This window comes from Pseudomonas sp. LLC-1 (assembly GCF_002992185.1).
Classification (GTDB): Bacteria; Pseudomonadota; Gammaproteobacteria; order Pseudomonadales; family Pseudomonadaceae; genus Aquipseudomonas; species Aquipseudomonas monteilii.
Window position 1 is genome coordinate 17,280 of the sequence record NZ_LUVY01000021.1, and the last position, 19,453, is coordinate 36,732.

Annotated in this window: 31 protein-coding genes and 1 pseudogene; all 32 read left to right on the forward strand. The window is 56.7% G+C overall.

Annotated elements, in window-relative coordinates:
- Window positions 1-2,148, forward strand: a complete 2,148-nt coding sequence (gene fusA / locus A0O30_RS23365) for an elongation factor G (RefSeq protein WP_105948215.1) — start codon at window positions 1-3, stop codon at window positions 2,146-2,148.
- Between the two features lie 27 nt (window positions 2,149-2,175).
- Window positions 2,176-3,370: pseudogene (gene tuf, locus A0O30_RS23370) on the forward strand (elongation factor Tu).
- 141 nt (window positions 3,371-3,511) lie between these two features.
- Window positions 3,512-3,823, forward strand: coding sequence for a 30S ribosomal protein S10 (gene rpsJ / locus A0O30_RS23375; protein WP_003186070.1), 312 nt, complete (start codon window positions 3,512-3,514; stop codon window positions 3,821-3,823).
- Window positions 3,824-3,903: 80 nt separating this feature from the next.
- Window positions 3,904-4,539: a 50S ribosomal protein L3 gene (gene rplC / locus A0O30_RS23380; protein ID WP_003257089.1), complete on the forward strand. Its 636-nt coding sequence runs from the start codon at window positions 3,904-3,906 to the stop codon at window positions 4,537-4,539.
- 12 nt (window positions 4,540-4,551) lie between these two features.
- A complete protein-coding gene (rplD, locus tag A0O30_RS23385; protein WP_003255485.1) occupies window positions 4,552-5,154 on the forward strand; it encodes a 50S ribosomal protein L4 in 603 nt (200 codons plus the stop codon).
- Window positions 5,151-5,450, forward strand: coding sequence for a 50S ribosomal protein L23 (gene rplW, locus A0O30_RS23390; protein ID WP_003255484.1), 300 nt, complete (start codon window positions 5,151-5,153; stop codon window positions 5,448-5,450). The genes rplD and rplW overlap by 4 nt, the downstream gene beginning before the upstream one ends.
- 14 nt (window positions 5,451-5,464) lie before the next feature.
- Entirely contained in the window at window positions 5,465-6,289 is an 825-nt protein-coding gene (rplB, locus tag A0O30_RS23395) for a 50S ribosomal protein L2 (protein WP_003255483.1), read from the forward strand.
- Window positions 6,290-6,305: 16 nt separating this feature from the next.
- Complete coding sequence (rpsS, locus tag A0O30_RS23400; protein ID WP_003255482.1) at window positions 6,306-6,581, forward strand: 30S ribosomal protein S19; 276 nt, start codon at window positions 6,306-6,308, stop codon at window positions 6,579-6,581.
- An 11-nt stretch (window positions 6,582-6,592) separates the two neighbouring features.
- Window positions 6,593-6,925 carry a 50S ribosomal protein L22 gene (gene rplV, locus A0O30_RS23405; RefSeq protein ID WP_003103908.1) on the forward strand — a complete coding sequence of 111 codons (333 nt, stop codon included), beginning with the start codon at window positions 6,593-6,595 and terminating at the stop codon, window positions 6,923-6,925.
- A gap of 13 nt (window positions 6,926-6,938) precedes the next feature.
- Window positions 6,939-7,625 (forward strand): 30S ribosomal protein S3, encoded by a 687-nt coding sequence (rpsC, locus tag A0O30_RS23410; RefSeq protein WP_003255481.1) that lies wholly within the window; start codon window positions 6,939-6,941, stop codon window positions 7,623-7,625.
- Window positions 7,626-7,637: 12 nt separating this feature from the next.
- Window positions 7,638-8,051 (forward strand): 50S ribosomal protein L16, encoded by a 414-nt coding sequence (gene rplP, locus A0O30_RS23415; RefSeq protein ID WP_003255479.1) that lies wholly within the window; start codon window positions 7,638-7,640, stop codon window positions 8,049-8,051.
- Window positions 8,051-8,242 (forward strand): 50S ribosomal protein L29, encoded by a 192-nt coding sequence (gene rpmC, locus A0O30_RS23420; protein ID WP_002555481.1) that lies wholly within the window; start codon window positions 8,051-8,053, stop codon window positions 8,240-8,242. Before rplP ends, rpmC begins: the two co-directional genes overlap by 1 nt.
- A 2-nt stretch (window positions 8,243-8,244) precedes the next feature.
- Complete coding sequence (gene rpsQ, locus A0O30_RS23425; RefSeq protein WP_003255478.1) at window positions 8,245-8,511, forward strand: 30S ribosomal protein S17; 267 nt, start codon at window positions 8,245-8,247, stop codon at window positions 8,509-8,511.
- A 23-nt stretch (window positions 8,512-8,534) separates the two neighbouring features.
- Window positions 8,535-8,903: a 50S ribosomal protein L14 gene (rplN, locus tag A0O30_RS23430; protein WP_002555479.1), complete on the forward strand. Its 369-nt coding sequence runs from the start codon at window positions 8,535-8,537 to the stop codon at window positions 8,901-8,903.
- An 11-nt stretch (window positions 8,904-8,914) separates the two neighbouring features.
- A complete protein-coding gene (rplX, locus tag A0O30_RS23435; protein WP_016715319.1) occupies window positions 8,915-9,229 on the forward strand; it encodes a 50S ribosomal protein L24 in 315 nt (104 codons plus the stop codon).
- Window positions 9,230-9,249: 20 nt separating this feature from the next.
- Window positions 9,250-9,789 (forward strand): 50S ribosomal protein L5, encoded by a 540-nt coding sequence (gene rplE / locus A0O30_RS23440; RefSeq protein ID WP_003255474.1) that lies wholly within the window; start codon window positions 9,250-9,252, stop codon window positions 9,787-9,789.
- Between the two features lie 13 nt (window positions 9,790-9,802).
- The gene (gene rpsN / locus A0O30_RS23445) at window positions 9,803-10,108 is read left to right on the forward strand and encodes a 30S ribosomal protein S14 (RefSeq protein WP_009681970.1); all 306 of its coding nucleotides are present in this window, start codon (window positions 9,803-9,805) and stop codon (window positions 10,106-10,108) included.
- Window positions 10,109-10,317: 209 nt separating this feature from the next.
- A complete protein-coding gene (gene rpsH / locus A0O30_RS23450; RefSeq protein ID WP_009681971.1) occupies window positions 10,318-10,710 on the forward strand; it encodes a 30S ribosomal protein S8 in 393 nt (130 codons plus the stop codon).
- A gap of 12 nt (window positions 10,711-10,722) precedes the next feature.
- Window positions 10,723-11,256: a 50S ribosomal protein L6 gene (rplF, locus tag A0O30_RS23455; RefSeq protein ID WP_009681972.1), complete on the forward strand. Its 534-nt coding sequence runs from the start codon at window positions 10,723-10,725 to the stop codon at window positions 11,254-11,256.
- 10 nt (window positions 11,257-11,266) lie between these two features.
- Window positions 11,267-11,617, forward strand: a complete 351-nt coding sequence (gene rplR / locus A0O30_RS23460) for a 50S ribosomal protein L18 (protein WP_009681973.1) — start codon at window positions 11,267-11,269, stop codon at window positions 11,615-11,617.
- Between the two features lie 3 nt (window positions 11,618-11,620).
- Window positions 11,621-12,121 (forward strand): 30S ribosomal protein S5, encoded by a 501-nt coding sequence (gene rpsE / locus A0O30_RS23465; protein ID WP_003255465.1) that lies wholly within the window; start codon window positions 11,621-11,623, stop codon window positions 12,119-12,121.
- 2 nt (window positions 12,122-12,123) lie between these two features.
- On the forward strand, window positions 12,124-12,300 hold the full coding sequence (rpmD, locus tag A0O30_RS23470; protein ID WP_003255463.1) for a 50S ribosomal protein L30: 177 nt from the start codon (window positions 12,124-12,126) through the stop codon (window positions 12,298-12,300).
- A gap of 3 nt (window positions 12,301-12,303) precedes the next feature.
- Window positions 12,304-12,738, forward strand: coding sequence for a 50S ribosomal protein L15 (gene rplO / locus A0O30_RS23475; RefSeq protein ID WP_003255461.1), 435 nt, complete (start codon window positions 12,304-12,306; stop codon window positions 12,736-12,738).
- On the forward strand, window positions 12,739-14,070 hold the full coding sequence (gene secY / locus A0O30_RS23480) for a preprotein translocase subunit SecY (RefSeq protein WP_003257108.1): 1,332 nt from the start codon (window positions 12,739-12,741) through the stop codon (window positions 14,068-14,070).
- Between the two features lie 28 nt (window positions 14,071-14,098).
- A complete protein-coding gene (gene rpmJ / locus A0O30_RS23485) occupies window positions 14,099-14,215 on the forward strand; it encodes a 50S ribosomal protein L36 (protein WP_002555468.1) in 117 nt (38 codons plus the stop codon).
- 131 nt (window positions 14,216-14,346) lie between these two features.
- Window positions 14,347-14,703 (forward strand): 30S ribosomal protein S13, encoded by a 357-nt coding sequence (gene rpsM, locus A0O30_RS23490; RefSeq protein ID WP_003255457.1) that lies wholly within the window; start codon window positions 14,347-14,349, stop codon window positions 14,701-14,703.
- An 18-nt stretch (window positions 14,704-14,721) separates the two neighbouring features.
- Window positions 14,722-15,111: a 30S ribosomal protein S11 gene (rpsK, locus tag A0O30_RS23495; RefSeq protein ID WP_003255454.1), complete on the forward strand. Its 390-nt coding sequence runs from the start codon at window positions 14,722-14,724 to the stop codon at window positions 15,109-15,111.
- Window positions 15,112-15,126: 15 nt separating this feature from the next.
- On the forward strand, window positions 15,127-15,747 hold the full coding sequence (rpsD, locus tag A0O30_RS23500) for a 30S ribosomal protein S4 (protein ID WP_009681977.1): 621 nt from the start codon (window positions 15,127-15,129) through the stop codon (window positions 15,745-15,747).
- Window positions 15,748-15,769: 22 nt separating this feature from the next.
- Window positions 15,770-16,771 (forward strand): DNA-directed RNA polymerase subunit alpha, encoded by a 1,002-nt coding sequence (gene rpoA, locus A0O30_RS23505; protein WP_003255452.1) that lies wholly within the window; start codon window positions 15,770-15,772, stop codon window positions 16,769-16,771.
- Between the two features lie 42 nt (window positions 16,772-16,813).
- Entirely contained in the window at window positions 16,814-17,200 is a 387-nt protein-coding gene (gene rplQ / locus A0O30_RS23510; RefSeq protein ID WP_003255451.1) for a 50S ribosomal protein L17, read from the forward strand.
- Between the two features lie 172 nt (window positions 17,201-17,372).
- Window positions 17,373-18,812: a catalase gene (locus tag A0O30_RS23515; protein ID WP_105948216.1), complete on the forward strand. Its 1,440-nt coding sequence runs from the start codon at window positions 17,373-17,375 to the stop codon at window positions 18,810-18,812.
- Between the two features lie 163 nt (window positions 18,813-18,975).
- A complete protein-coding gene (gene bfr / locus A0O30_RS23520) occupies window positions 18,976-19,440 on the forward strand; it encodes a bacterioferritin (protein WP_105948217.1) in 465 nt (154 codons plus the stop codon).
- Window positions 19,441-19,453 lie beyond the last annotated feature (13 nt).

The window sequence follows — 19,453 nt, forward strand, 5'->3', positions numbered from 1 at the left end:
ATGGCTCGTACTACAGCAATTAACCGCTACCGTAACATTGGTATCTGTGCCCACGTTGACGCGGGCAAGACCACTACTACCGAGCGGATCCTGTTCTACACAGGTCTGAGCCACAAGATGGGCGAGGTGCATGACGGCGCCGCGACCACCGACTGGATGGTGCAGGAGCAGGAGCGCGGTATCACCATTACCTCCGCTGCCGTTACCACCTTCTGGAAAGGTTCCCGTGGTCAGTACGACAACTACCGCGTAAACGTCATCGATACCCCCGGCCACGTTGACTTCACCATTGAAGTAGAGCGTTCGCTGCGTGTACTCGACGGCGCGGTCGTTGTGTTCTGCGGTACCTCCGGCGTTGAGCCTCAGTCCGAAACCGTATGGCGTCAGGCCAACAAGTACGGCGTTCCACGTGTTGTTTACGTGAACAAGATGGACCGTGCCGGTGCCAACTTCCTGCGCGTTATCGGCCAGATCAAGAACCGCCTGGGTCACACCCCGGTTCCGGTCCAGCTGGCTATCGGTGCAGAAGATGACTTCCAGGGTCAGGTTGACCTGATCAAGATGAAAGCCATCTACTGGAACGATGACGACAAGGGCACCACCTACCGCGAGGAAGAGATTCCTGCTGAGCTGGTAGACCTGGCCAACGAATGGCGCAACAACATGGTCGAGGCTGCTGCCGAGGCCAACGAAGAGCTGATGAACAAGTACCTTGAAGAAGGTGACCTGTCCGTCGAAGACATCAAGGCTGGTCTGCGCGCCCGTACCCTGGCGAGCGAGATCGTTCCTGCTGTCTGCGGTTCCTCGTTCAAGAACAAGGGTGTTCCCCTGGTTCTCGACGCCGTTATCGACTTCCTGCCTGCTCCGACCGAAATCCCGGCGATCAAGGGTATCCACCCTGACCTGATCGACACGCCGAAGGAAGAAGTCACCCCAGAGCAGTATGACGAGCGTCCTGCTGACGACGACGCGCCGTTCTCGGCCCTGGCGTTCAAGATTGCCACCGACCCGTTCGTGGGTACTCTGACCTTCGTCCGCGTCTACTCGGGCTTCCTGACCTCCGGTGACTCCGTCATCAACTCGGTCAAGGGCAAGAAAGAGCGCGTTGGTCGTATGGTGCAGATGCACGCCAACCAGCGTGAAGAAATCAAGGAAGTACGTGCAGGCGACATCGCTGCTCTGATCGGCATGAAGGACGTCACCACCGGTGACACCCTGTGCAACGCCGACAAGCCGATCATCCTCGAGCGTATGGACTTCCCTGAGCCGGTGATTTCGCTCTCCGTAGAGCCGAAGACCAAGGCTGACCAGGAGAAGATGGGTATCGCACTGGGCAAGCTGGCTCAGGAAGACCCGTCGTTCCGCGTCAAGACCGACGAAGAAACCGGCCAGACCATCATCTCCGGTATGGGTGAGCTGCACCTGGACATCCTCGTTGACCGCATGAAGCGCGAGTTCAACGTCGAGTGCAACGTCGGCAAGCCGCAGGTTTCGTACCGCGAGAAGATCACCAAGTCCGGCGTCGAGATCGAAGGCAAATTCGTTCGTCAGTCGGGTGGTCGTGGTCAGTTCGGTCACTGCTGGATCCGCTTCTCGGAGCCAGAGCAGGACGACAAAGGCAACATCACCGAAGGTCTGGTGTTCACCAACGAAGTCGTTGGTGGCGTGATTCCTAAGGAATTCATCGCCCCGATCCAGAAAGGTATCGAAGAGCAGATGAAGAACGGCGTTGTCGCCGGCTATCCGCTGATCGGCCTGAAGGCTACGGTATTCGACGGTTCGTACCACGACGTCGACTCCAACGAAATGGCGTTCAAAATCGCTGCTTCGATGGCAACCAAGCAGCTGGCCACCAAGGGCGGCGGCGTGGTTCTCGAGCCGATCATGAAGGTCGAAGTTGTAACCCCGGAAGACTACCTGGGTGACGTGATGGGTGACCTGAGCCGTCGTCGCGGGATGATCCAGGGTAATGAAGACTCGGTGTCCGGCAAGGTAATCACTGCTGAGGTGCCGCTCGGAGAAATGTTCGGTTACGCAACCGACGTTCGTTCCATGTCTCAGGGTCGCGCAAGCTACTCCATGGAATTCTCCAAATACGCCGAAGCTCCGTCGAACATCGTCGAAGCACTCGTTAAAAAACAAGGCTAATCCCCTTTAGGCAAGAGGTTCACTGTCGTGGCTAAAGAAAAATTTGATCGCTCCCTTCCCCACGTTAACGTCGGCACTATCGGCCACGTTGACCACGGTAAGACCACTCTGACCGCAGCTCTGACTCGCGTCTGCTCCGAAGTTTTCGGTTCGGCAGTCGTTGAGTTCGACAAGATCGACTCGGCTCCGGAAGAAAAAGCGCGCGGTATCACCATCAACACCGCTCACGTCGAGTACAACTCGAACATTCGTCCACTACGCTCACGTTGACTGCCCAGGTCACGCTGACTACGTGAAGAACATGATCACCGGTGCTGCCCAGATGGACGGCGCGATCCTGGTTTGCTCGGCCGCCGATGGTCCGATGCCGCAAACCCGTGAGCACATCCTGCTGTCCCGTCAGGTAGGCGTTCCGTACATCGTGGTCTTCCTGAACAAGGCTGACCTGGTAGACGACGCTGAGCTGCTGGAACTGGTCGAGATGGAAGTTCGCGACCTGCTGTCCACCTACGACTTCCCAGGCGACGACACTCCGATCATCATCGGTTCCGCTCGTATGGCCCTGGAAGGCAAAGACGACAACGAAATGGGCACTACCGCTGTCAAGAAGCTGGTAGAAACTCTGGATGCCTACATCCCTGAGCCAGTTCGTGCCGTTGATCAGCCGTTCCTGATGCCGATCGAAGACGTATTCTCGATCTCGGGTCGTGGTACCGTTGTTACCGGTCGTATCGAGCGTGGTATCGTTCGCGTTCAAGACCCACTGGAAATCGTTGGTCTGCGTGACACCACCACCACCACCTGCACCGGTGTTGAGATGTTCCGCAAGCTGCTGGACGAAGGCCGTGCTGGCGAGAACTGCGGCGTTCTGCTGCGTGGCACCAAGCGTGACGACGTTGAGCGTGGTCAGGTTCTGGTCAAGCCAGGTTCGGTCAAGCCGCACACCAAGTTCACCGCAGAAGTTTACGTTCTGTCGAAGGAAGAAGGCGGTCGTCACACTCCGTTCTTCAAAGGCTACCGTCCTCAGTTCTACTTCCGTACCACTGACGTGACCGGTAACTGCGAACTGCCGGAAGGCGTTGAAATGGTAATGCCAGGTGACAACATTCAGATGACTGTTACCCTGATCAAGACCATCGCAATGGAAGACGGTCTGCGCTTCGCTATCCGTGAAGGCGGTCGTACCGTCGGCGCCGGCGTCGTGGCCAAAATCATCGAGTAATCACTCGACCGATTGAAAAAACCCCCGCTCAGCGGGGGTTTTTTTTATTGGGTTGACACTAAATTGGGGCGTCTATAGAATCACGCCTCCTTTTAGCGGGCGTAGTGCGTCCGTTGGGAACAGCCTGGAGTCTGAAATCCAATGCAAAATCAGCAAATCCGTATCAGGTTGAAGGCTTTCGACCATCGCCTGATCGACCAATCCACCCAGGAAATCGTGGAAACCGCGAAACGTACTGGTGCACAAGTGCGTGGTCCAATTCCACTGCCTACCCGCAAAGAGCGTTTCACCGTTCTGGTCTCCCCGCACGTCAACAAAGACGCGCGTGACCAGTACGAGATTCGCACTCATAAGCGTGTTCTGGACATCGTCCAGCCAACGGATAAAACCGTTGACGCGCTGATGAAGCTTGATCTGGCGGCAGGTGTGGAAGTACAGATCAGCCTCGGCTAAGACTTCGGTCTAGTCGTGTAACGCTCTGAAATGGGCGGCCATAGCGGGTGAAAGCCCCGTACACTCATGAGGTTTACAACATGACTATTGGTGTAATCGGTCGCAAGTGCGGTATGACCCGCATTTTCACCGAAGAAGGTGTCTCCATTCCGGTCACGGTCATTGAGATCGAGCCGAATCGTGTCACCCAGTTCAAAACTGAAGAAACCGATGGCTACCGTGCAGTGCAAGTCACTGTCGGCGAGCGTCGTGCTTCGCGTGTGACTGCCGCTCAGGCAGGTCACTTCGCCAAGGCTAACGTTGCCGCTGGTCGCGGTGTCTGGGAGTTCCGTCTTGAAGAAGGCGATTTCCAGGCTGGCGATCTGATCAAAGCTGAACTCTTCACTGCAGGCCAGCTGGTAGACGTTACTGGTCAGTCCAAAGGTAAAGGCTTCGCCGGTACCATCAAGCGCTGGAACTTCCGTGGTCAGGACAACACCCACGGTAACTCCGTGTCGCACCGTGTTCCTGGTTCCATCGGCCAGTGCCAGACTCCTGGTCGTGTGTTCAAGGGCAAGAAAATGTCCGGTCACATGGGCGCCGAGCGCGTGACTGTTCAGTCCCTGGAAGTAGTTCGCGTAGACGCTGAACGCAACCTGCTGCTGGTCAAGGGTGCCGTTCCTGGCGCTACTGGCGGCGACGTGGTTGTACGTCCAGCTGTCAAGGCTCGCGGTTAAGGGGAAACTGACATGCAACTCAATGTAAATGACGCTCAGGCGATCGAAGTTTCCGAACTGACTTTCGGTGGCGAATTCAACGAGACGCTGGTACACCAAGCAGTCGTGGCCTACATGGCCGGCGGCCGTCAGGGCACCAAGCAGCAAAAGACCCGTTCCGACGTGGCTGGTGGCGGTAAGCGCCCATGGCGTCAGAAGGGTACTGGCCGTGCTCGTGCTGGTACCACTCGTGGTCCGATCTGGCGTGGCGGTGGTGTAACCTTCGCAGCTCGCCCTCAAGATCACTCGCAGAAGCTCAACAAGAAGATGTACCGCGCAGCCCTGCGCTCCATCCTCGCTGAGCTGGTGCGTAGCGACCGTCTGGTCGTGGTTCAGGACTTCGCTGTCGAAGCACCGAAAACCAAAGATCTGCTGAACAAGCTGAACGGCATGGGTCTGAGCGACGTATTGATCGTTTCCGACGCTGTTGATCAGAACCTGTACCTGGCTGCTCGCAACCTGCCGCACGTCGACGTACGTGACGTACAAGGTTCCGACCCGGTCAGTCTGATCGCATACGAGAAAGTGTTGATCACTGTCTCGGCCGTGAAGAAATTCGAGGAGCTGCTGGGATGAACCAGGAACGCGTATTCAAAGTCCTCCTTGGCCCGCACGTTTCCGAGAAGGCTACCGTTCTGGCTGAGAAAAAAGGCCAGTTCGTATTCAAGGTTGCTACTGATGCAACCAAGCTGGAAATCAAGAAAGCTGTCGAAGGCCTGTTCAACGTAAAGGTTGAAAACGTGTCGACTGTTAACGTTCTGGGTAAAACCAAGCGTACCGCACGTGGTCTGGGCAAGCGTAATGACTGGAAGAAGGCGATCGTCTCCCTTCAGCCAGGCCAAGATCTCGATTTCAGCAGCAGTGCTGAGTAAGGAAGGGGTGCATCATGGCAATCGTTAAATGCAAACCGACTTCCCCTGGCCGCCGTTTCGTGGTCAAGGTGGTCAACAAGGAGCTGCACAAAGGCGCTCCTCACGCACCGCTGATCGAGAAAAAATCGAAGTCTGGTGGTCGTAACAACAATGGCCGCATTACCACTCGTCACGTTGGTGGTGGTCATAAGCAGCATTACCGTCTGGTCGACTTCCGTCGCAACGACAAAGATGGCATCCCAGCCACTGTCGAGCGTATCGAATACGATCCGAACCGTACTGCTCACATCGCCCTGCTGTGCTACGCAGACGGTGAGCGTCGCTACATCATCGCCCCTAAAGGCGTGAGCGCTGGCGACCAGCTGATCGCAGGTGCCCTGGCCCCAATCAAGGCCGGTAACTCCCTGCAGCTGCGCAACATTCCAGTGGGTTCCACCATTCACGGCATCGAACTGAAGCCGGGTAAAGGTGCTCAGATCGCTCGTTCCGCTGGTGCTTCGGCTCAGCTGATCGCTCGTGAAGGTGTCTACGTGACCCTGCGTCTGCGCTCTGGTGAAATGCGTAAAGTCCTGGCTGAGTGCCGTGCGACCCTGGGCGAAGTCTCGAACTCCGAGCACAGCCTGCGTTCGCTGGGTAAAGCTGGTGCCAAACGCTGGCGCGGCGTTCGCCCAACCGTTCGTGGTGTTGCCATGAACCCGGTTGACCACCCACACGGTGGTGGTGAAGGTCGTACCTCCGGTGGTCGTCATCCGGTATCGCCATGGGGCTTCCCAACCAAGGGTGCTAAAACCCGTGGTAATAAGCGTACCGACAACATGATCGTCCGTCGTCGCAAGTAACTAGAGGGATACGACAGTGCCACGTTCTCTGAAAAAAGGTCCTTTTATCGATCTTCACCTGCTGAAGAAGGTCGAAGTGGCGGTGGAGAAGAACGATCGCAAGCCAGTTAAAACCTGGTCGCGCCGTTCGATGATCCTGCCACAAATGGTCGGTCTGACCATCGCGGTACACAACGGTCGTCAACATGTCCCAGTTCTCGTGAACGAAGACATGGTCGGCCACAAACTGGGCGAGTTCGCCGGTACCCGCACCTACCGCGGGCACGTGGCTGACAAGAAAGCCAAGCGTTAAGGGGTAAGGAAATGGAAGTAGCCGCTAAGTTGTCGGGCGCTCGCATCTCCGCCCAGAAAGCCCGCTTGGTCGCCGACCAGATCCGCGGGAAGAAGGTGGGCGAAGCGCTCAACCTGTTGGCCTTCAGCAGCAAAAAAGCCGCTGAAATCATGAAGAAAGTCCTCGAGTCGGCCGTAGCCAACGCCGAACACAACGAAGGCGCAGACGTTGATGACCTGAAGGTCTCCACCGTCTTCGTCAACGAAGGGCGTTCGCTGAAGCGCATCATGCCACGTGCCAAAGGCCGTGCTGATCGCATCGTCAAGCGGTCTTGCCATATCACTGTCAAGGTTGCGGACAAGTAACGGAGTCGATCAGATGGGTCAGAAAGTACATCCCACTGGCATTCGCCTGGGAATCGTCAAGGAGCACACCTCCGTCTGGTACGCAGACGGTGCTACTTACGCAGATTACCTGTTGAAGGATCTGAAAACGCGTGAGTACCTCCAAGACAAACTAAAAAGCGCGTCCGTAAGCCGTATCGATATTCATCGTCCGGCTCAAACTGCACGCATCACCATCCACACCGCTCGTCCAGGTATCGTTATCGGGAAGAAAGGTGAAGATGTCGAGAAGCTGCGTCAGGACCTGACCAAGCAGATGGGTGTGCCTGTGCACATCAACATCGAAGAGATCCGCAAGCCGGAACTCGACGCTATGCTGGTTGCGCAGAGCGTAGCTCAGCAGCTGGAACGCCGCGTAATGTTCCGTCGCGCCATGAAGCGCGCCGTACAGAACGCCATGCGTATTGGTGCCAAGGGCATCAAGATCCAGGTGAGCGGTCGTCTCGGCGGTGCTGAGATTGCTCGTACCGAGTGGTATCGCGAAGGTCGTGTGCCGCTGCACACCCTGCGTGCCGATATCGACTACAACACCTACGAAGCTCACACCACTTACGGTGTGATCGGTGTGAAGGTTTGGATCTTCAAAGGCGAAGTTATTGGTGGTCGCCAAGAAGAACTGAAACCACAAGCACCAGCGCCTCGTAAAAAAGCTGCTAAGTAAGGGGTACGCCAAATGTTGCAACCAAAGCGTACAAAATTCCGCAAGCAGATGACTGGCCACAACCGTGGTCTGGCACTGCGCGGTAGCAAAGTCAGCTTCGGCGAGTTCGCCCTGAAAGCTGTTGCTCGCGGTCGCCTCACCGCTCGCCAGATCGAGTCCGCACGTCGTGCGCTGACCCGTCACGTTAAACGTGGCGGTAAGATCTGGATCCGTGTGTTCCCGGACAAGCCGATCTCCAAGAAACCTCTCGAGGTTCGTATGGGTAAAGGTAAGGGTTCCGTGGAGTACTGGGTTGCCCAGATCCAGCCAGGTAAAGTCCTGTACGAGATCGAGGGTGTTTCTGAAGAGCTGGCGCGCGAAGCATTCGCCCTGGCTGCTGCAAAGCTGCCTCTCGCCACCTCCTTTGTTAAGCGGACGGTGATGTGATGAAAGCGAATGAACTTCGTGAAAAATCGGCACAGCAACTGAACGAGCAACTGCTCGGCTTGCTGCGCGACCAGTTCAATCTGCGTATGCAGAAAGCAACTGGCCAGTTGGGGCAGTCGCACCTGCTCTCGCAAGTTAAGCGTGACATCGCTCGCGTGAAAACTGTGCTCAACCAGCAGGCAGGTAAGTGATCATGGCTGAAGCTGAAAAAACCGTCCGTACGCTGACTGGCCGTGTCGTCAGCGACAAAATGGACAAGACCATCACCGTTCTGATCGAGCGTCGCGTAAAGCACCCGATCTACGGTAAATACGTTAAGCGTTCGACTAAGCTGCACGCGCACGACGAAGCCAACCAGTGCAAGATCGGCGACAAGGTTTCCATCCGTGAAACCCGTCCGCTGGCCAAGACCAAGTCCTGGGCACTGGTTGAAGTCCTCGAACGCGCTGTTGAAGTCTAAGGGCTAGGGGTCGGAGAAATTTTATGATTCAGACTCAATCCATGCTCGATGTGGCCGATAACAGCGGCGCTCGTCGCGTCATGTGCATCAAGGTGCTCGGCGGTTCGCACCGCCGTTACGCCGGCATCGGTGACATCATCAAGGTTACCGTCAAGGAAGCAATTCCGCGCGGTAAGGTCAAAAAAGGCCAAGTGATGACTGCTGTTGTCGTGCGCACCCGTCACGGTGTTCGTCGCGCTGACGGTTCCATCATTCGTTTCGACGGCAACGCTGCTGTTCTGCTGAACAACAAGCAAGAGCCGATCGGCACTCGCATCTTCGGGCCAGTGACCCGTGAGCTTCGTACTGAGAAGTTCATGAAGATCGTCTCGCTCGCCCCTGAAGTGCTGTAAGGAGATCCGACATGCAAAAGATTCGTCGTGACGACGAGATCATCGTGATCGCCGGCAAAGACAAAGGTAAGCGCGGTAAGGTGCTGAAGGTTCTGGCTGACGACCGTCTGGTCGTTGGTGGTGTGAACCTGGTCAAGCGTCATACCAAGCCTAACCCGATGGCGGGCGTACAGGGCGGTATCGTCGAGAAAGAAGCGCCTCTGCACGCTTCCAACGTTGCCATCTTCAACGGCGAAACCAACAAGGCTGACCGCGTTGGTTTCAAAGTAGAAGACGGTAAAAAAATTCGTGTCTTCAAGTCGACCCAAAAAGCGGTTGATGCTTGAACACTGCTAGGTAGAAGACCATGGCACGACTGAAAGAGATTTACCGGAACGAAATCGCTCCTAAGCTTAAGGAAGAACTTAAGCTGTCGAACGTGATGGAAGTTCCGCGCGTTACCAAAATCACCCTGAACATGGGTCTGGGCGAAGCGATCGGTGACAAGAAAGTCATCGAGCACGCTGTTGCCGACCTGGAAAAGATCACCGGTCAAAAACCGGTTGTGACTTTCGCTCGCAAATCCATCGCTGGCTTCAAAGTCCGCGAAGGCTGGCCGATCGGCGTCAAGGTGACCCTGCGTAGCGACAAGATGTACGAATTCCTGGACCGCCTGCTGGCGATCTCCCTGCCTCGGGTTCGCGACTTCCGCGGCCTGAATGCCAAGTCCTTCGATGGCCGTGGCAACTACAGCATGGGCGTGAAAGAGCAGATCATCTTCCCGGAAATCGACTACGACAAGATCGATGCTCTGCGCGGTTTGGACATCACCCTGACCACCACTGCTCGTTCGGACGACGAAGGCCGCGCTCTGCTGCGTGCTTTCAAGTTCCCGTTCCGCAACTGATTGGAGTAGGAAAATGGCCAAGAAGAGCATGAAAAACCGCGAGCTGAAGCGTCAGCTCACGGTAGCCAAGTTCGCTAAGAAGCGTGCTGAGCTGAAAGCGACCATCGTCAACGTTAACGCCTCTCCAGAAGAGCGTTTCGCTGCCGTTGTCGCTCTGCAGAAGCAGCCACGTGATGCTAGCGCCTCGCGCCTGCGCAACCGTTGCCGCCTGACCGGTCGTCCTCACGGTGTATACCGTAAGTTCGGCCTGGGCCGTAACATGCTGCGTCAAGCTGCAATGCGCGGTGACGTACCAGGTCTGGTCAAGGCCTCCTGGTAATCGCTGCAGGCTGGGTCCCGGCGCAAGGGGAGCAATCTTCCGACCGCCGGTGACCTTGCCAACAAACAAGCCCCTATATGGGGCTTGTTTCGTTTCTGCCTTGTGTCTAGAATGACCGGCTCACCTGAGCCTGGGTTTTTTACCCTGCCTGCTTGGGTGGTTGTGATAGCCGCAAGGCTAATAATTCTTGTATCAGGAGCATCTAGCCCATGAGTATGCAGGACCCGTTAGCGGACATGCTAACTCGCATCCGTAATGCCCAGATGGCTGAAAAGTCCGTCGTAAGCATGCCTTCCTCCACCCTGAAGGTCGCGGTTGCCAAAGTTCTGAAAGACGAAGGTTACATCGCTGGCTACCAGGTTACTGGTGAGGCCAAGCCTTCCCTGTCGATCGAGCTGAAGTACTTCGAAGGCCGTCCGGTCATCGAGGAGCTGAAGCGTTCCAGCCGTCCTGGCCTGCGCCAGTACAAGTCCGTCGCAGAACTGCCGAAAGTACGTGGCGGCCTGGGCGTGTCTATCGTCTCCACCAACAAAGGTGTGATGACTGATCGCGCTGCGCGCGCTGCCGGTGTCGGCGGCGAAGTTCTGTGCACAGTGTTCTAAGGGGAGATAGGCATGTCTCGCGTCGCTAAGAACCCCGTTAAGCTGCCAGCAGGCGTCGAAGTCAAATTCGCCGGCCAGCAGCTTTCGGTGAAGGGTGCCAAAGGCACTCTCGAACTGAACGTTCACTCGTCTGTTGAAGTTACCGAAGAGTCTGGCGAGCTGCGTTTCGTCGCTCGCAACGGTGACCAGCAAGCTCGCGCCATGGCCGGTACCACCCGCGCTCTGGTGAACAACATGGTCCAAGGCGTAAGCCAAGGCTTCGAGCGTAAGCTCCAGCTGGTCGGTGTTGGTTACAAGGCACAGGCTAAAGGCACCGTCCTGAACCTGGCTCTGGGCTTCTCGCACCCAGTGGACTACGAACTGCCAGCCGGTATCACCGCTGAAACCCCAAGCCAGACCGACATCCTGATCAAGGGTATCGACAAGCAGCTGGTGGGTCAGGTGGCCGCTGAAATCCGCGACTTCCGTCCGCCAGAGCCTTACAAAGGCAAGGGTGTGCGTTACGCGGACGAAGTAGTCCGTCGTAAAGAAGCCAAGAAGAAGTAGGGCCTAGCAAATGACCGACAAAAAAGTTATCCGACTGCGTCGCGCTCGCAAAGCACGTCTCAAGATGCACGAACTCGAAGTCGTGCGCCTGTGCGTGTTCCGCTCCTCGCAGCACATCTACGCCCAGGTCATTTCGGCCGACGGCAGCAAGGTTTTGGCAAGCGCCTCGACCTTGGACAAAGAACTGCGTGATGGCGCCACTGGCAACATCGACGCGGCCACTAAGGTTGGCAAGCTGGTAGCTGAGCGTGCGAAAGCCGCCGGTGTATCTCAAGTTGCCTTTGACCGTTCCGGCTTCAAGTACCACGGCCGCGTCAAAGCGCTGGCTGATGCTGCTCGTGAAGGCGGGCTGGAGTTCTAAGTTATGGCAAATAACGATCAAAAGCGCGACGAAGGCTACATCGAGAAGCTGGTTCAAGTTAACCGCGTTGCCAAAACCGTAAAAGGCGGCCGTATCTTCACCTTCACCGCGCTGACCGTGGTAGGTGATGGTAAAGGTCGTGTTGGCTTCGGCCGTGGCAAATCGCGCGAAGTACCAGCCGCGATCCAGAAAGCCATGGAAGCTGCTCGCCGCAACATGATCCAGGTTGACCTGAAGGGCACCACCCTGCAGTACGCCACCAAGGCTGCCCACGGCGCCTCGAAGGTTTACATGCAGCCTGCCTCGGAAGGTACCGGTATCATCGCCGGTGGCGCAATGCGTGCTGTCCTGGAAGTTGCTGGTGTTCAGAACGTTCTGGCCAAGTGCTACGGTTCGACCAACCCAGTGAACGTGGTTTACGCCACCTTCAAGGGTCTGAAAGCCATGCAATCTCCTGAATCCATTGCTGCCAAGCGCGGCAAGAGCGTCGAGGAGATCTTCTGATCATGGCAACCGTAAAAGTAACGCTGATCAAGAGCGTCTCGGGCCGTCTGCCTAACCACAAACTGTGCGTTAAAGGCCTGGGTCTGCGTCGCATCGGTCACACTGTAGAAGTCCAGGATACTCCCGAGAACCGCGGGATGATCAACAAGGCTTACTACATGCTGAAGGTCGAGGGTTAATCGATGAAACTCAATGATCTGAGTCCAGCGCCGGGTTCCCGTCGCGAGAAGCATCGTCCAGGTCGTGGTATCGGTAGCGGTCTGGGTAAGACCGGCGGCCGTGGCCACAAAGGTCAGACTTCCCGTTCGGGTGGTTCGATCGCTCCTGGCTTCGAAGGCGGTCAACAGCCGCTGCACCGTCGTCTGCCGAAGTTCGGCTTCGTTTCCCTGAAAGCCATGGACCGCGCCGAAGTGCGTCTGTCCGAGCTGGCCAAAGTGGAAGGCGACGTGATCTCCGTGCAATCCCTGAAGGATGCCAACGTGATCAACCAGCACATTCAGCGTGTGAAAATCATGCTGTCTGGCGAAGTTACTCGCGCAGTCACCATCAAGGGCATCGCAGCCACCAAGGGTGCGCGTGCGGCTATCGAAGCAGCTGGCGGCAAATTCGAGGAATAAATGGCTAAGCAAGGTGCTCTCTCTTCGCTCGGTAAGGGCGGGATGTCGGAACTCTGGGCTCGTCTGCGCTTTCTGTTCATGGCGATCATCGTCTATCGGATAGGTGCGCATATCCCGGTTCCCGGCATCAATCCGGACCGTCTGGCGGATCTGTTTCGGCAGAATGAGGGGACCATTCTTAGCTTGTTCAACATGTTTTCCGGTGGCGCGCTTGAGCGCATGAGCATCTTTGCACTGGGGATCATGCCGTACATCTCGGCATCGATCATCATGCAGCTGATGACGGCGGTCAGCCCGCAACTGGAGCAGTTGAAGAAGGAAGGTGAAGCTGGCCGTCGCAAGATCAGCCAGTACACCCGCTACGGCACCGTTATCCTGGCACTGGTTCAAGCCATTGGCATGTCCATTGGCCTGGCCAACCAGGGCGTGGCGTTTTCTGTAGGCCTGGGCTTCCATGTCGTTGCCGTCTCCACCTTTGTGGCGGGCGCGATGTTCATGATGTGGCTGGGCGAGCAGATCACCGAGCGCGGTGTGGGCAACGGTATCTCGATGTTGATCTTCGCAGGTATCGTTGCCGGTCTTCCGAGAGCAATCGGGCAGTCTTTCGAGTCTGCACGCACAGGCGATATCAACATTTTCGCCCTGGTCGCTATCGGTTTGCTGGCAGTAGCGATTATCGGTTTCGTGGTGTTCATTGAGCGTGGTCAGCGTCGTATCGCCGTTCACTACGCCAAGCGTCAGCAGGGCCGCAAGGTCTTCGCTGCGCAGACCAGCCACTTGCCGTTGAAAGTGAACATGGCGGGGGTTATCCCGGCCATTTTCGCGAGCAGCATTTTGCTGTTCCCGGCTTCGCTGGGTGCCTGGTTCGGTCAGTCCGAAGGTATGGGCTGGCTGCAGGACATCTCGCAGTCGATCGCTCCTGGTCAGCCGTTGAACATTCTGCTGTTTAGTGCAGGGATCATTTTCTTCTGCTTCTTCTACACAGCGTTGATGTTCAACCCGAAAGACGTAGCGGAAAACCTGAAGAAGTCCGGTGCCTTTATTCCGGGTATCCGTCCTGGTGAGCAGTCGGCACGCTACATTGATGGCGTTCTGACTCGTCTGACCATGTTCGGTGCTCTTTACATGATGGCCGTCTGCCTTCTGCCCCAGTTCCTGGTGGTGGCAGCAAATGTGCCGTTCTACCTTGGCGGGACCTCGTTGCTGATTGTGGTAGTGGTTGTGATGGACTTCATGTCCCAAGTACAATCGCACCTCGTTTCGCACCAGTACGAATCCCTGATGAAGAAAGCCAACCTGAAAGGCTACGGTGGCAGCGGTCTGCTGCGCTGATACGCCCCTAAGGTTCGAGGAGTCGGTAATGAAAGTTCGTGCATCGGTGAAAAAGCTGTGCCGTAACTGCAAGATCATCCGTCGCGAAGGCGTCGTACGAGTGATCTGCAGCGCGGAACCGCGTCACAAACAGCGCCAAGGCTGAGTGTGATCTGCGCTTCAAACCCAGCAGCTAGTGTGCTGCTGGGTTGATTATTCGTTTCTACAGCGATATTATCTCGCGCCCTATTTCTTGGCTTCCGGGGCGTAGGTAGCTGTCAATTGGAGTCCCACTGAATGGCCCGTATTGCAGGCGTCAACATTCCAGATAACAAGCATACTGTTATCTCGCTGACCTACATCTATGGTGTCGGTCGCACAACTGCACAGAAGATCTGTGCAGACGCTGGTGTAAACCCAGCCGCTAAGATCAAGGATCTGAGCGACGAGCAAATCGAAACCCTGCGTGGCGAAGTCGCGAAGTTCACCACCGAAGGTGACCTGCGTCGTGACATCAACATGAAGATCAAACGCTTGATGGACCTGGGTTGCTACCGCGGCCTGCGTCATCGTAAAGGTCTGCCGGTTCGCGGTCAGCGCACCAAGACCAACGCACGCACCCGTAAGGGCCCGCGTAAGCCGATCCGCAAGTAATCGCCCAGGAATATAGACATGGCAAAACCTGCTGCTCGTCCTCGTAAGAAAGTCAAAAAGACAGTGGTTGATGGCATCGCCCACATCCATGCCTCTTTCAACAACACCATCGTGACCATCACCGACCGTCAGGGCAATGCTTTGTCCTGGGCGACCTCCGGTGGTTCGGGTTTCCGTGGTTCGCGCAAATCCACCCCGTTCGCAGCTCAGATCGCTGCTGAGCGTGCTGGTCAAGCTGCGCTGGAATACGGTCTGAAGAACCTCGACGTTAACGTCAAGGGTCCAGGTCCAGGTCGTGAGTCCGCCGTTCGTGCATTGAACAGCTGCGGCTACAAGATCGCCAGCATCACCGACGTGACGCCAATCCCGCACAACGGGTGCCGTCCGCCGAAGAAGCGTCGCGTGTAATCAGGAGACAGAAGAATGGCACGTTACATTGGTCCAAAATGCAAACTGTCTCGTCGTGAAGGCACTGACCTGTTCCTGAAGAGCGGCGTTCGCGCTCTGGAATCGAAGTGCAACATCGAAGCAGCCCCAGGTATCCACGGCCAGCGCCGTGGCCGTCAGTCTGACTACGGCACCCAGCTGCGTGAGAAACAAAAAGTCCGTCGTATCTACGGTGTTCTGGAGCGTCAGTTCCGCGGTTACTACCAAGCTGCTGCCTCGAAAAAAGGCGCAACCGGTGAGAACCTGCTGCAACTGCTCGAGTGCCGTCTGGATAACGTCGTTTACCGTATGGGCTTCGGCTCGACTCGTTCCGAGTCGCGTCAGCTGGTTTCGCACAAAGCGATCAGCGTCAACGGTAAGACTGTAAACATTCCATCCTACCAAGTTCGTCCGGGTGACGTGGTCGCGGTTCGCGAGAAATCGCTGAGCCAGCTGCGCATTGTTCAAGCCCTTGAACTGTGCGCCCAGCGTGGCCGCGTTGAGTGGGTTGACGTGGATGCTGCTAAAAAGTCGGGCGTTTTCAAGAACGTTCCTGCTCGCAGCGACCTGTCTGCCGACATCAACGAGAACCTGATTGTCGAGCTCTACTCCAAGTAAGGGCTAGAAAATAGGTGCATCCATGCAGATTTCGGTAAATGAGTTCCTGACTCCCCGCCACATTGATGTGCAGGTAGTCAGTCCGACCCGCGCCAAGATCACGCTCGAGCCTCTCGAGCGTGGTTTCGGCCATACCCTGGGCAACGCGCTGCGCCGCATCCTGTTGTCCTCCATGCCTGGCTGTGCAGTAGTCGAGGCCGAGATCGATGGCGTACTCCACGAGTACTCCGCGATCGAAGGTGTTCAGGAAGACGTCATTGAAATCCTGTTGAACCTGAAAGGCCTGGCTATCAAACTGCACGGTCGTGACGAAGTTACGCTGACCTTGTCGAAAAAGGGTTCGGGGGTGGTTACCGCTGCCGATATTCAGCTGGATCACGATGTCGAGATCGTCAACCCCGATCACGTAATCGCGAACCTGGCGTCGAACGGCGCCCTGAACATGAAGCTCACTGTAGCTCGTGGTCGTGGTTACGAGCCGGCCGACTCCCGTCAAACCGACGAAGACGAAAGCCGTAGCATTGGCCGTCTGCAGTTGGACGCTTCGTTCAGCCCGGTGCGTCGTATCGCCTATGTGGTCGAGAACGCCCGTGTTGAGCAGCGTACCAACCTGGACAAACTGGTCATTGATCTGGAAACCAACGGCACCCTGGACCCTGAAGAGGCAATCCGCCGCGCTGCGACCATCCTGCAACAGCAGCTGGCCGCGTTCGTCGACCTCAAAGGTGACAGCGAGCCTGTCGTAGTCGAGCAGGAAGACGAGATCGATCCGATCCTGCTGCGTCCGGTTGACGACCTGGAACTGACTGTACGTTCGGCCAACTGCCTCAAGGCGGAGAACATCTACTACATCGGCGACCTGATTCAGCGTACCGAAGTAGAGCTGTTGAAGACTCCTAACCTGGGCAAGAAGTCCCTGACTGAAATCAAGGACGTCCTGGCCTCTCGTGGTCTGTCTCTCGGCATGCGCCTCGACAACTGGCCGCCTGCAAGTCTTAAGAAAGACGACAAGGCGACCGCCTGATCGTCGTAATCACCGAACGTAGTGTTTGGTAAGGAATGAATCATGCGTCATCGTAAAAGTGGACGTCACCTGAGCCGTACCAGCTCTCACCGCAAGGCTATGTTCCAGAACATGGCAGTGTCGCTGATCGAGCACGAGCTGATCAAAACCACCCTGCCGAAAGCCAAGGAACTGCGCCGCGTTGCCGAGCCGCTGATCACCCTGGCCAAGGAAGACAGCGTTGCTAACCGTCGTCTGGCCTTCGACCGTACCCGTTCGAAGTCCGCTGTTGGCAAACTGTTCAACGACCTGGGCAAGCGTTACGCCACCCGTCAGGGCGGCTACCTGCGCATCCTGAAGTGCGGTTTCCGCGCTGGCGACAACGCGCCTATGGCGTACGTCGAGCTGGTTGATCGTCCGGTCGGCGGTGCTGTAGAAGCTGCTGAGTAAGACGTTCTGTCTGCTACAAAGAACCGGGCCTAGTGCCCGGTTTTTTGTTTCTGTTGGTATTGTTAATTTCTATTGATATAAGTCATTTAATGAATTTGTCCCTGTAACCTCGCTCGTCAATACTCTCTCCATAGCCGATTAGCCGGCGCTTCAAGACCGATAAGGAGAGCCCATGAGCAAGATTCTCACCACCGCTAGCGGTGCACCTGTAGCCGACAACCAGAACTCCCGCTCCGCCGGCCCACGCGGCCCGCTGCTGCTCGATGACTTCCATTTGATCGAGAAGCTCGCCCATTTCAATCGTGAGAACATCCCCGAGCGCCGGGTGCACGCCAAGGGGTCGGGCGCCTATGGCACTTTTACCGTAACCCGCGACATCACCGGTTATACCAGCGCCAAATTGTTCGAGCAGATTGGCAAGCAGACGGAGACATTCCTGCGCTTCTCTACCGTGGGTGGCGAACGTGGTTCTGCGGACACAGAGCGCGATCCGCGCGGATTTGCCGTCAAGTTCTACACCGAGGAAGGTAACTGGGACATCGTGGGTAACAACACGCCAGTGTTCTTCATTCGTGATCCGCTCAAGTTCCCGGACTTTATCCACACCCAGAAACGTCACCCGCAGTCCAACCTGAAGAACGCCCAGATGATGTGGGATTTCTGGTCGCACTCGCCCGAGGCGCTGCACCAGGTCACCATCCTGTTCTCCGACCGGGGGATTCCGGACGGCTACCGCCACATGCATGGCTTTGGCAGCCACACCTACAGCCTGATCAATGCCCAGGGTGAGCGCACTTGGGTCAAATGGCACTTCAAGACCCAGCAAGGCATCAAGAACCTCGCCCCGGCAGAGGCCGCACGCTTGGCAGGTACTGACCCGGACTACGCCCAGCGCGACCTGTTCGAAGCCATTGAGCGTGGCGATTACCCTCGCTGGACTGTCTGCATCCAGGTGATGAGCGAAGCCGAGGCGGCGAGCCGCGACGAGAACCCGTTCGACGTGACCAAAACCTGGTCGCAAAAGGACTACCCATTGATCGAAGTGGGCGTGCTTGAGCTTAACCGCAACCCGCTCAACTACTTCGCCGAGGTCGAGCAGGCTGCCTTCGGGCCAAGCAACATGGTGCCAGGGGTTGGCCTGTCGCCGGACCGCATGCTGCAGGGCCGCGTGTTCGCCTATGCAGACGCACACCGCTACCGTGTGGGGACTAACCACCAACAGTTGCCGGTGAATGCGCCGCGCTGCTCGGTCAACAGCTACCAGCGCGACGGCTCCATGGCCACTGGCAGCTATGGCAGTGCACCGAACTACGAACCCAACAGCTACGCCGCGGCACCGAAACAGTCGCCACGTCACGCCGAGCCCGCATTGGCCCTGAATGGTTCGGCCGACCGTTACGATCACCGCGAGGACACTGACTACTACAGCCACGCCGGCGCGCTGTTCCGCCTGATGAGTGACGAGCAGAAGGCCCTGCTGATCAGCAACATCGCTGGAACCATGGCGGGTGTCAGCGAAGACGTCATCCAACGCCAGTTGCAGTACTTCTTCAAGGCCGACCCGGCCTACGGAGAAGGGATTGCCAAGGCCCTGGGCATCAATCTCGCCTAAGTCGAAGTGATAAGAAGAACCGCCCTCATTTGGGCGGTTTTTCAATGAATATCACTACTGTTTAACCGTTTTTTTGCTTCTAATTGCGCGTTTTTCAGTGACCGCAGGCAAAAGCTGGTTCACACTATGTGGCATAGACGTTTTCATATGGAGAAGCAGGGCGATGCAAGGCCACCCGGACGTAATCAACTACCTCGTCACGTTGCTGAAGGGCGAACTGGCAGCACGCGACCAGTACTTCATTCATTCGCGCATGTACGAAGACTGGGGCCTGACCAAGCTCTACGCGCGTATCAACCACGAGATGGAAGAAGAGACGCAGCACGCTGATGCCCTGATGCGTCGCATCCTGATGCTCGAAGGCACACCTGACATGCGTGCAGACGACCTGGAAGTCGGCAGCACCGTGCCGGAAATGATCGAGGCCGACCTCAAGCTTGAGTACAAGGTGCGCGGTGCGCTTTGTAAAGGCATCGAGCTGTGTGAGCTGCACAAGGACTACATCAGCCGTGACATCCTGCGTGCGCAGCTGGCGGATACCGAAGAAGATCACACCTACTGGCTGGAGAAGCAGCAAGGTCTGATCAAGGCCATCGGCCTGGAGAACTACCTGCAGTCGCAGATGTAAGTTATCCACACAC

Coding starts and splice junctions, on each gene's coding strand:
- rpsH (WP_009681971.1), top strand. CDS start 10,318: ATGAGTATGCAGGACCCGTTAGCGGACATGCTAACTCGCATCCGTAAT.
- rpsQ (WP_003255478.1), top strand. CDS start 8,245: ATGGCTGAAGCTGAAAAAACCGTCCGTACGCTGACTGGCCGTGTCGTC.
- rplO (WP_003255461.1), top strand. CDS start 12,304: ATGAAACTCAATGATCTGAGTCCAGCGCCGGGTTCCCGTCGCGAGAAG.
- rpsJ (WP_003186070.1), top strand. CDS start 3,512: ATGCAAAATCAGCAAATCCGTATCAGGTTGAAGGCTTTCGACCATCGC.
- rplV (WP_003103908.1), top strand. CDS start 6,593: ATGGAAGTAGCCGCTAAGTTGTCGGGCGCTCGCATCTCCGCCCAGAAA.
- rpmJ (WP_002555468.1), top strand. CDS start 14,099: ATGAAAGTTCGTGCATCGGTGAAAAAGCTGTGCCGTAACTGCAAGATC.
- rplD (WP_003255485.1), top strand. CDS start 4,552: ATGCAACTCAATGTAAATGACGCTCAGGCGATCGAAGTTTCCGAACTG.
- rplF (WP_009681972.1), top strand. CDS start 10,723: ATGTCTCGCGTCGCTAAGAACCCCGTTAAGCTGCCAGCAGGCGTCGAA.
- rpsK (WP_003255454.1), top strand. CDS start 14,722: ATGGCAAAACCTGCTGCTCGTCCTCGTAAGAAAGTCAAAAAGACAGTG.
- bfr (WP_105948217.1), top strand. CDS start 18,976: ATGCAAGGCCACCCGGACGTAATCAACTACCTCGTCACGTTGCTGAAG.
- rpsM (WP_003255457.1), top strand. CDS start 14,347: ATGGCCCGTATTGCAGGCGTCAACATTCCAGATAACAAGCATACTGTT.
- rplN (WP_002555479.1), top strand. CDS start 8,535: ATGATTCAGACTCAATCCATGCTCGATGTGGCCGATAACAGCGGCGCT.
- fusA (WP_105948215.1), top strand. CDS start 1: ATGGCTCGTACTACAGCAATTAACCGCTACCGTAACATTGGTATCTGT.
- rplP (WP_003255479.1), top strand. CDS start 7,638: ATGTTGCAACCAAAGCGTACAAAATTCCGCAAGCAGATGACTGGCCAC.
- rplC (WP_003257089.1), top strand. CDS start 3,904: ATGACTATTGGTGTAATCGGTCGCAAGTGCGGTATGACCCGCATTTTC.
- rplW (WP_003255484.1), top strand. CDS start 5,151: ATGAACCAGGAACGCGTATTCAAAGTCCTCCTTGGCCCGCACGTTTCC.
- A0O30_RS23515 (WP_105948216.1), top strand. CDS start 17,373: ATGAGCAAGATTCTCACCACCGCTAGCGGTGCACCTGTAGCCGACAAC.
- rplQ (WP_003255451.1), top strand. CDS start 16,814: ATGCGTCATCGTAAAAGTGGACGTCACCTGAGCCGTACCAGCTCTCAC.
- rpsN (WP_009681970.1), top strand. CDS start 9,803: ATGGCCAAGAAGAGCATGAAAAACCGCGAGCTGAAGCGTCAGCTCACG.
- rpsD (WP_009681977.1), top strand. CDS start 15,127: ATGGCACGTTACATTGGTCCAAAATGCAAACTGTCTCGTCGTGAAGGC.
- secY (WP_003257108.1), top strand. CDS start 12,739: ATGGCTAAGCAAGGTGCTCTCTCTTCGCTCGGTAAGGGCGGGATGTCG.
- rpmC (WP_002555481.1), top strand. CDS start 8,051: ATGAAAGCGAATGAACTTCGTGAAAAATCGGCACAGCAACTGAACGAG.
- rpmD (WP_003255463.1), top strand. CDS start 12,124: ATGGCAACCGTAAAAGTAACGCTGATCAAGAGCGTCTCGGGCCGTCTG.
- rpoA (WP_003255452.1), top strand. CDS start 15,770: ATGCAGATTTCGGTAAATGAGTTCCTGACTCCCCGCCACATTGATGTG.
- rplE (WP_003255474.1), top strand. CDS start 9,250: ATGGCACGACTGAAAGAGATTTACCGGAACGAAATCGCTCCTAAGCTT.
- rplR (WP_009681973.1), top strand. CDS start 11,267: ATGACCGACAAAAAAGTTATCCGACTGCGTCGCGCTCGCAAAGCACGT.
- rpsC (WP_003255481.1), top strand. CDS start 6,939: ATGGGTCAGAAAGTACATCCCACTGGCATTCGCCTGGGAATCGTCAAG.
- rpsE (WP_003255465.1), top strand. CDS start 11,621: ATGGCAAATAACGATCAAAAGCGCGACGAAGGCTACATCGAGAAGCTG.
- rplX (WP_016715319.1), top strand. CDS start 8,915: ATGCAAAAGATTCGTCGTGACGACGAGATCATCGTGATCGCCGGCAAA.
- rplB (WP_003255483.1), top strand. CDS start 5,465: ATGGCAATCGTTAAATGCAAACCGACTTCCCCTGGCCGCCGTTTCGTG.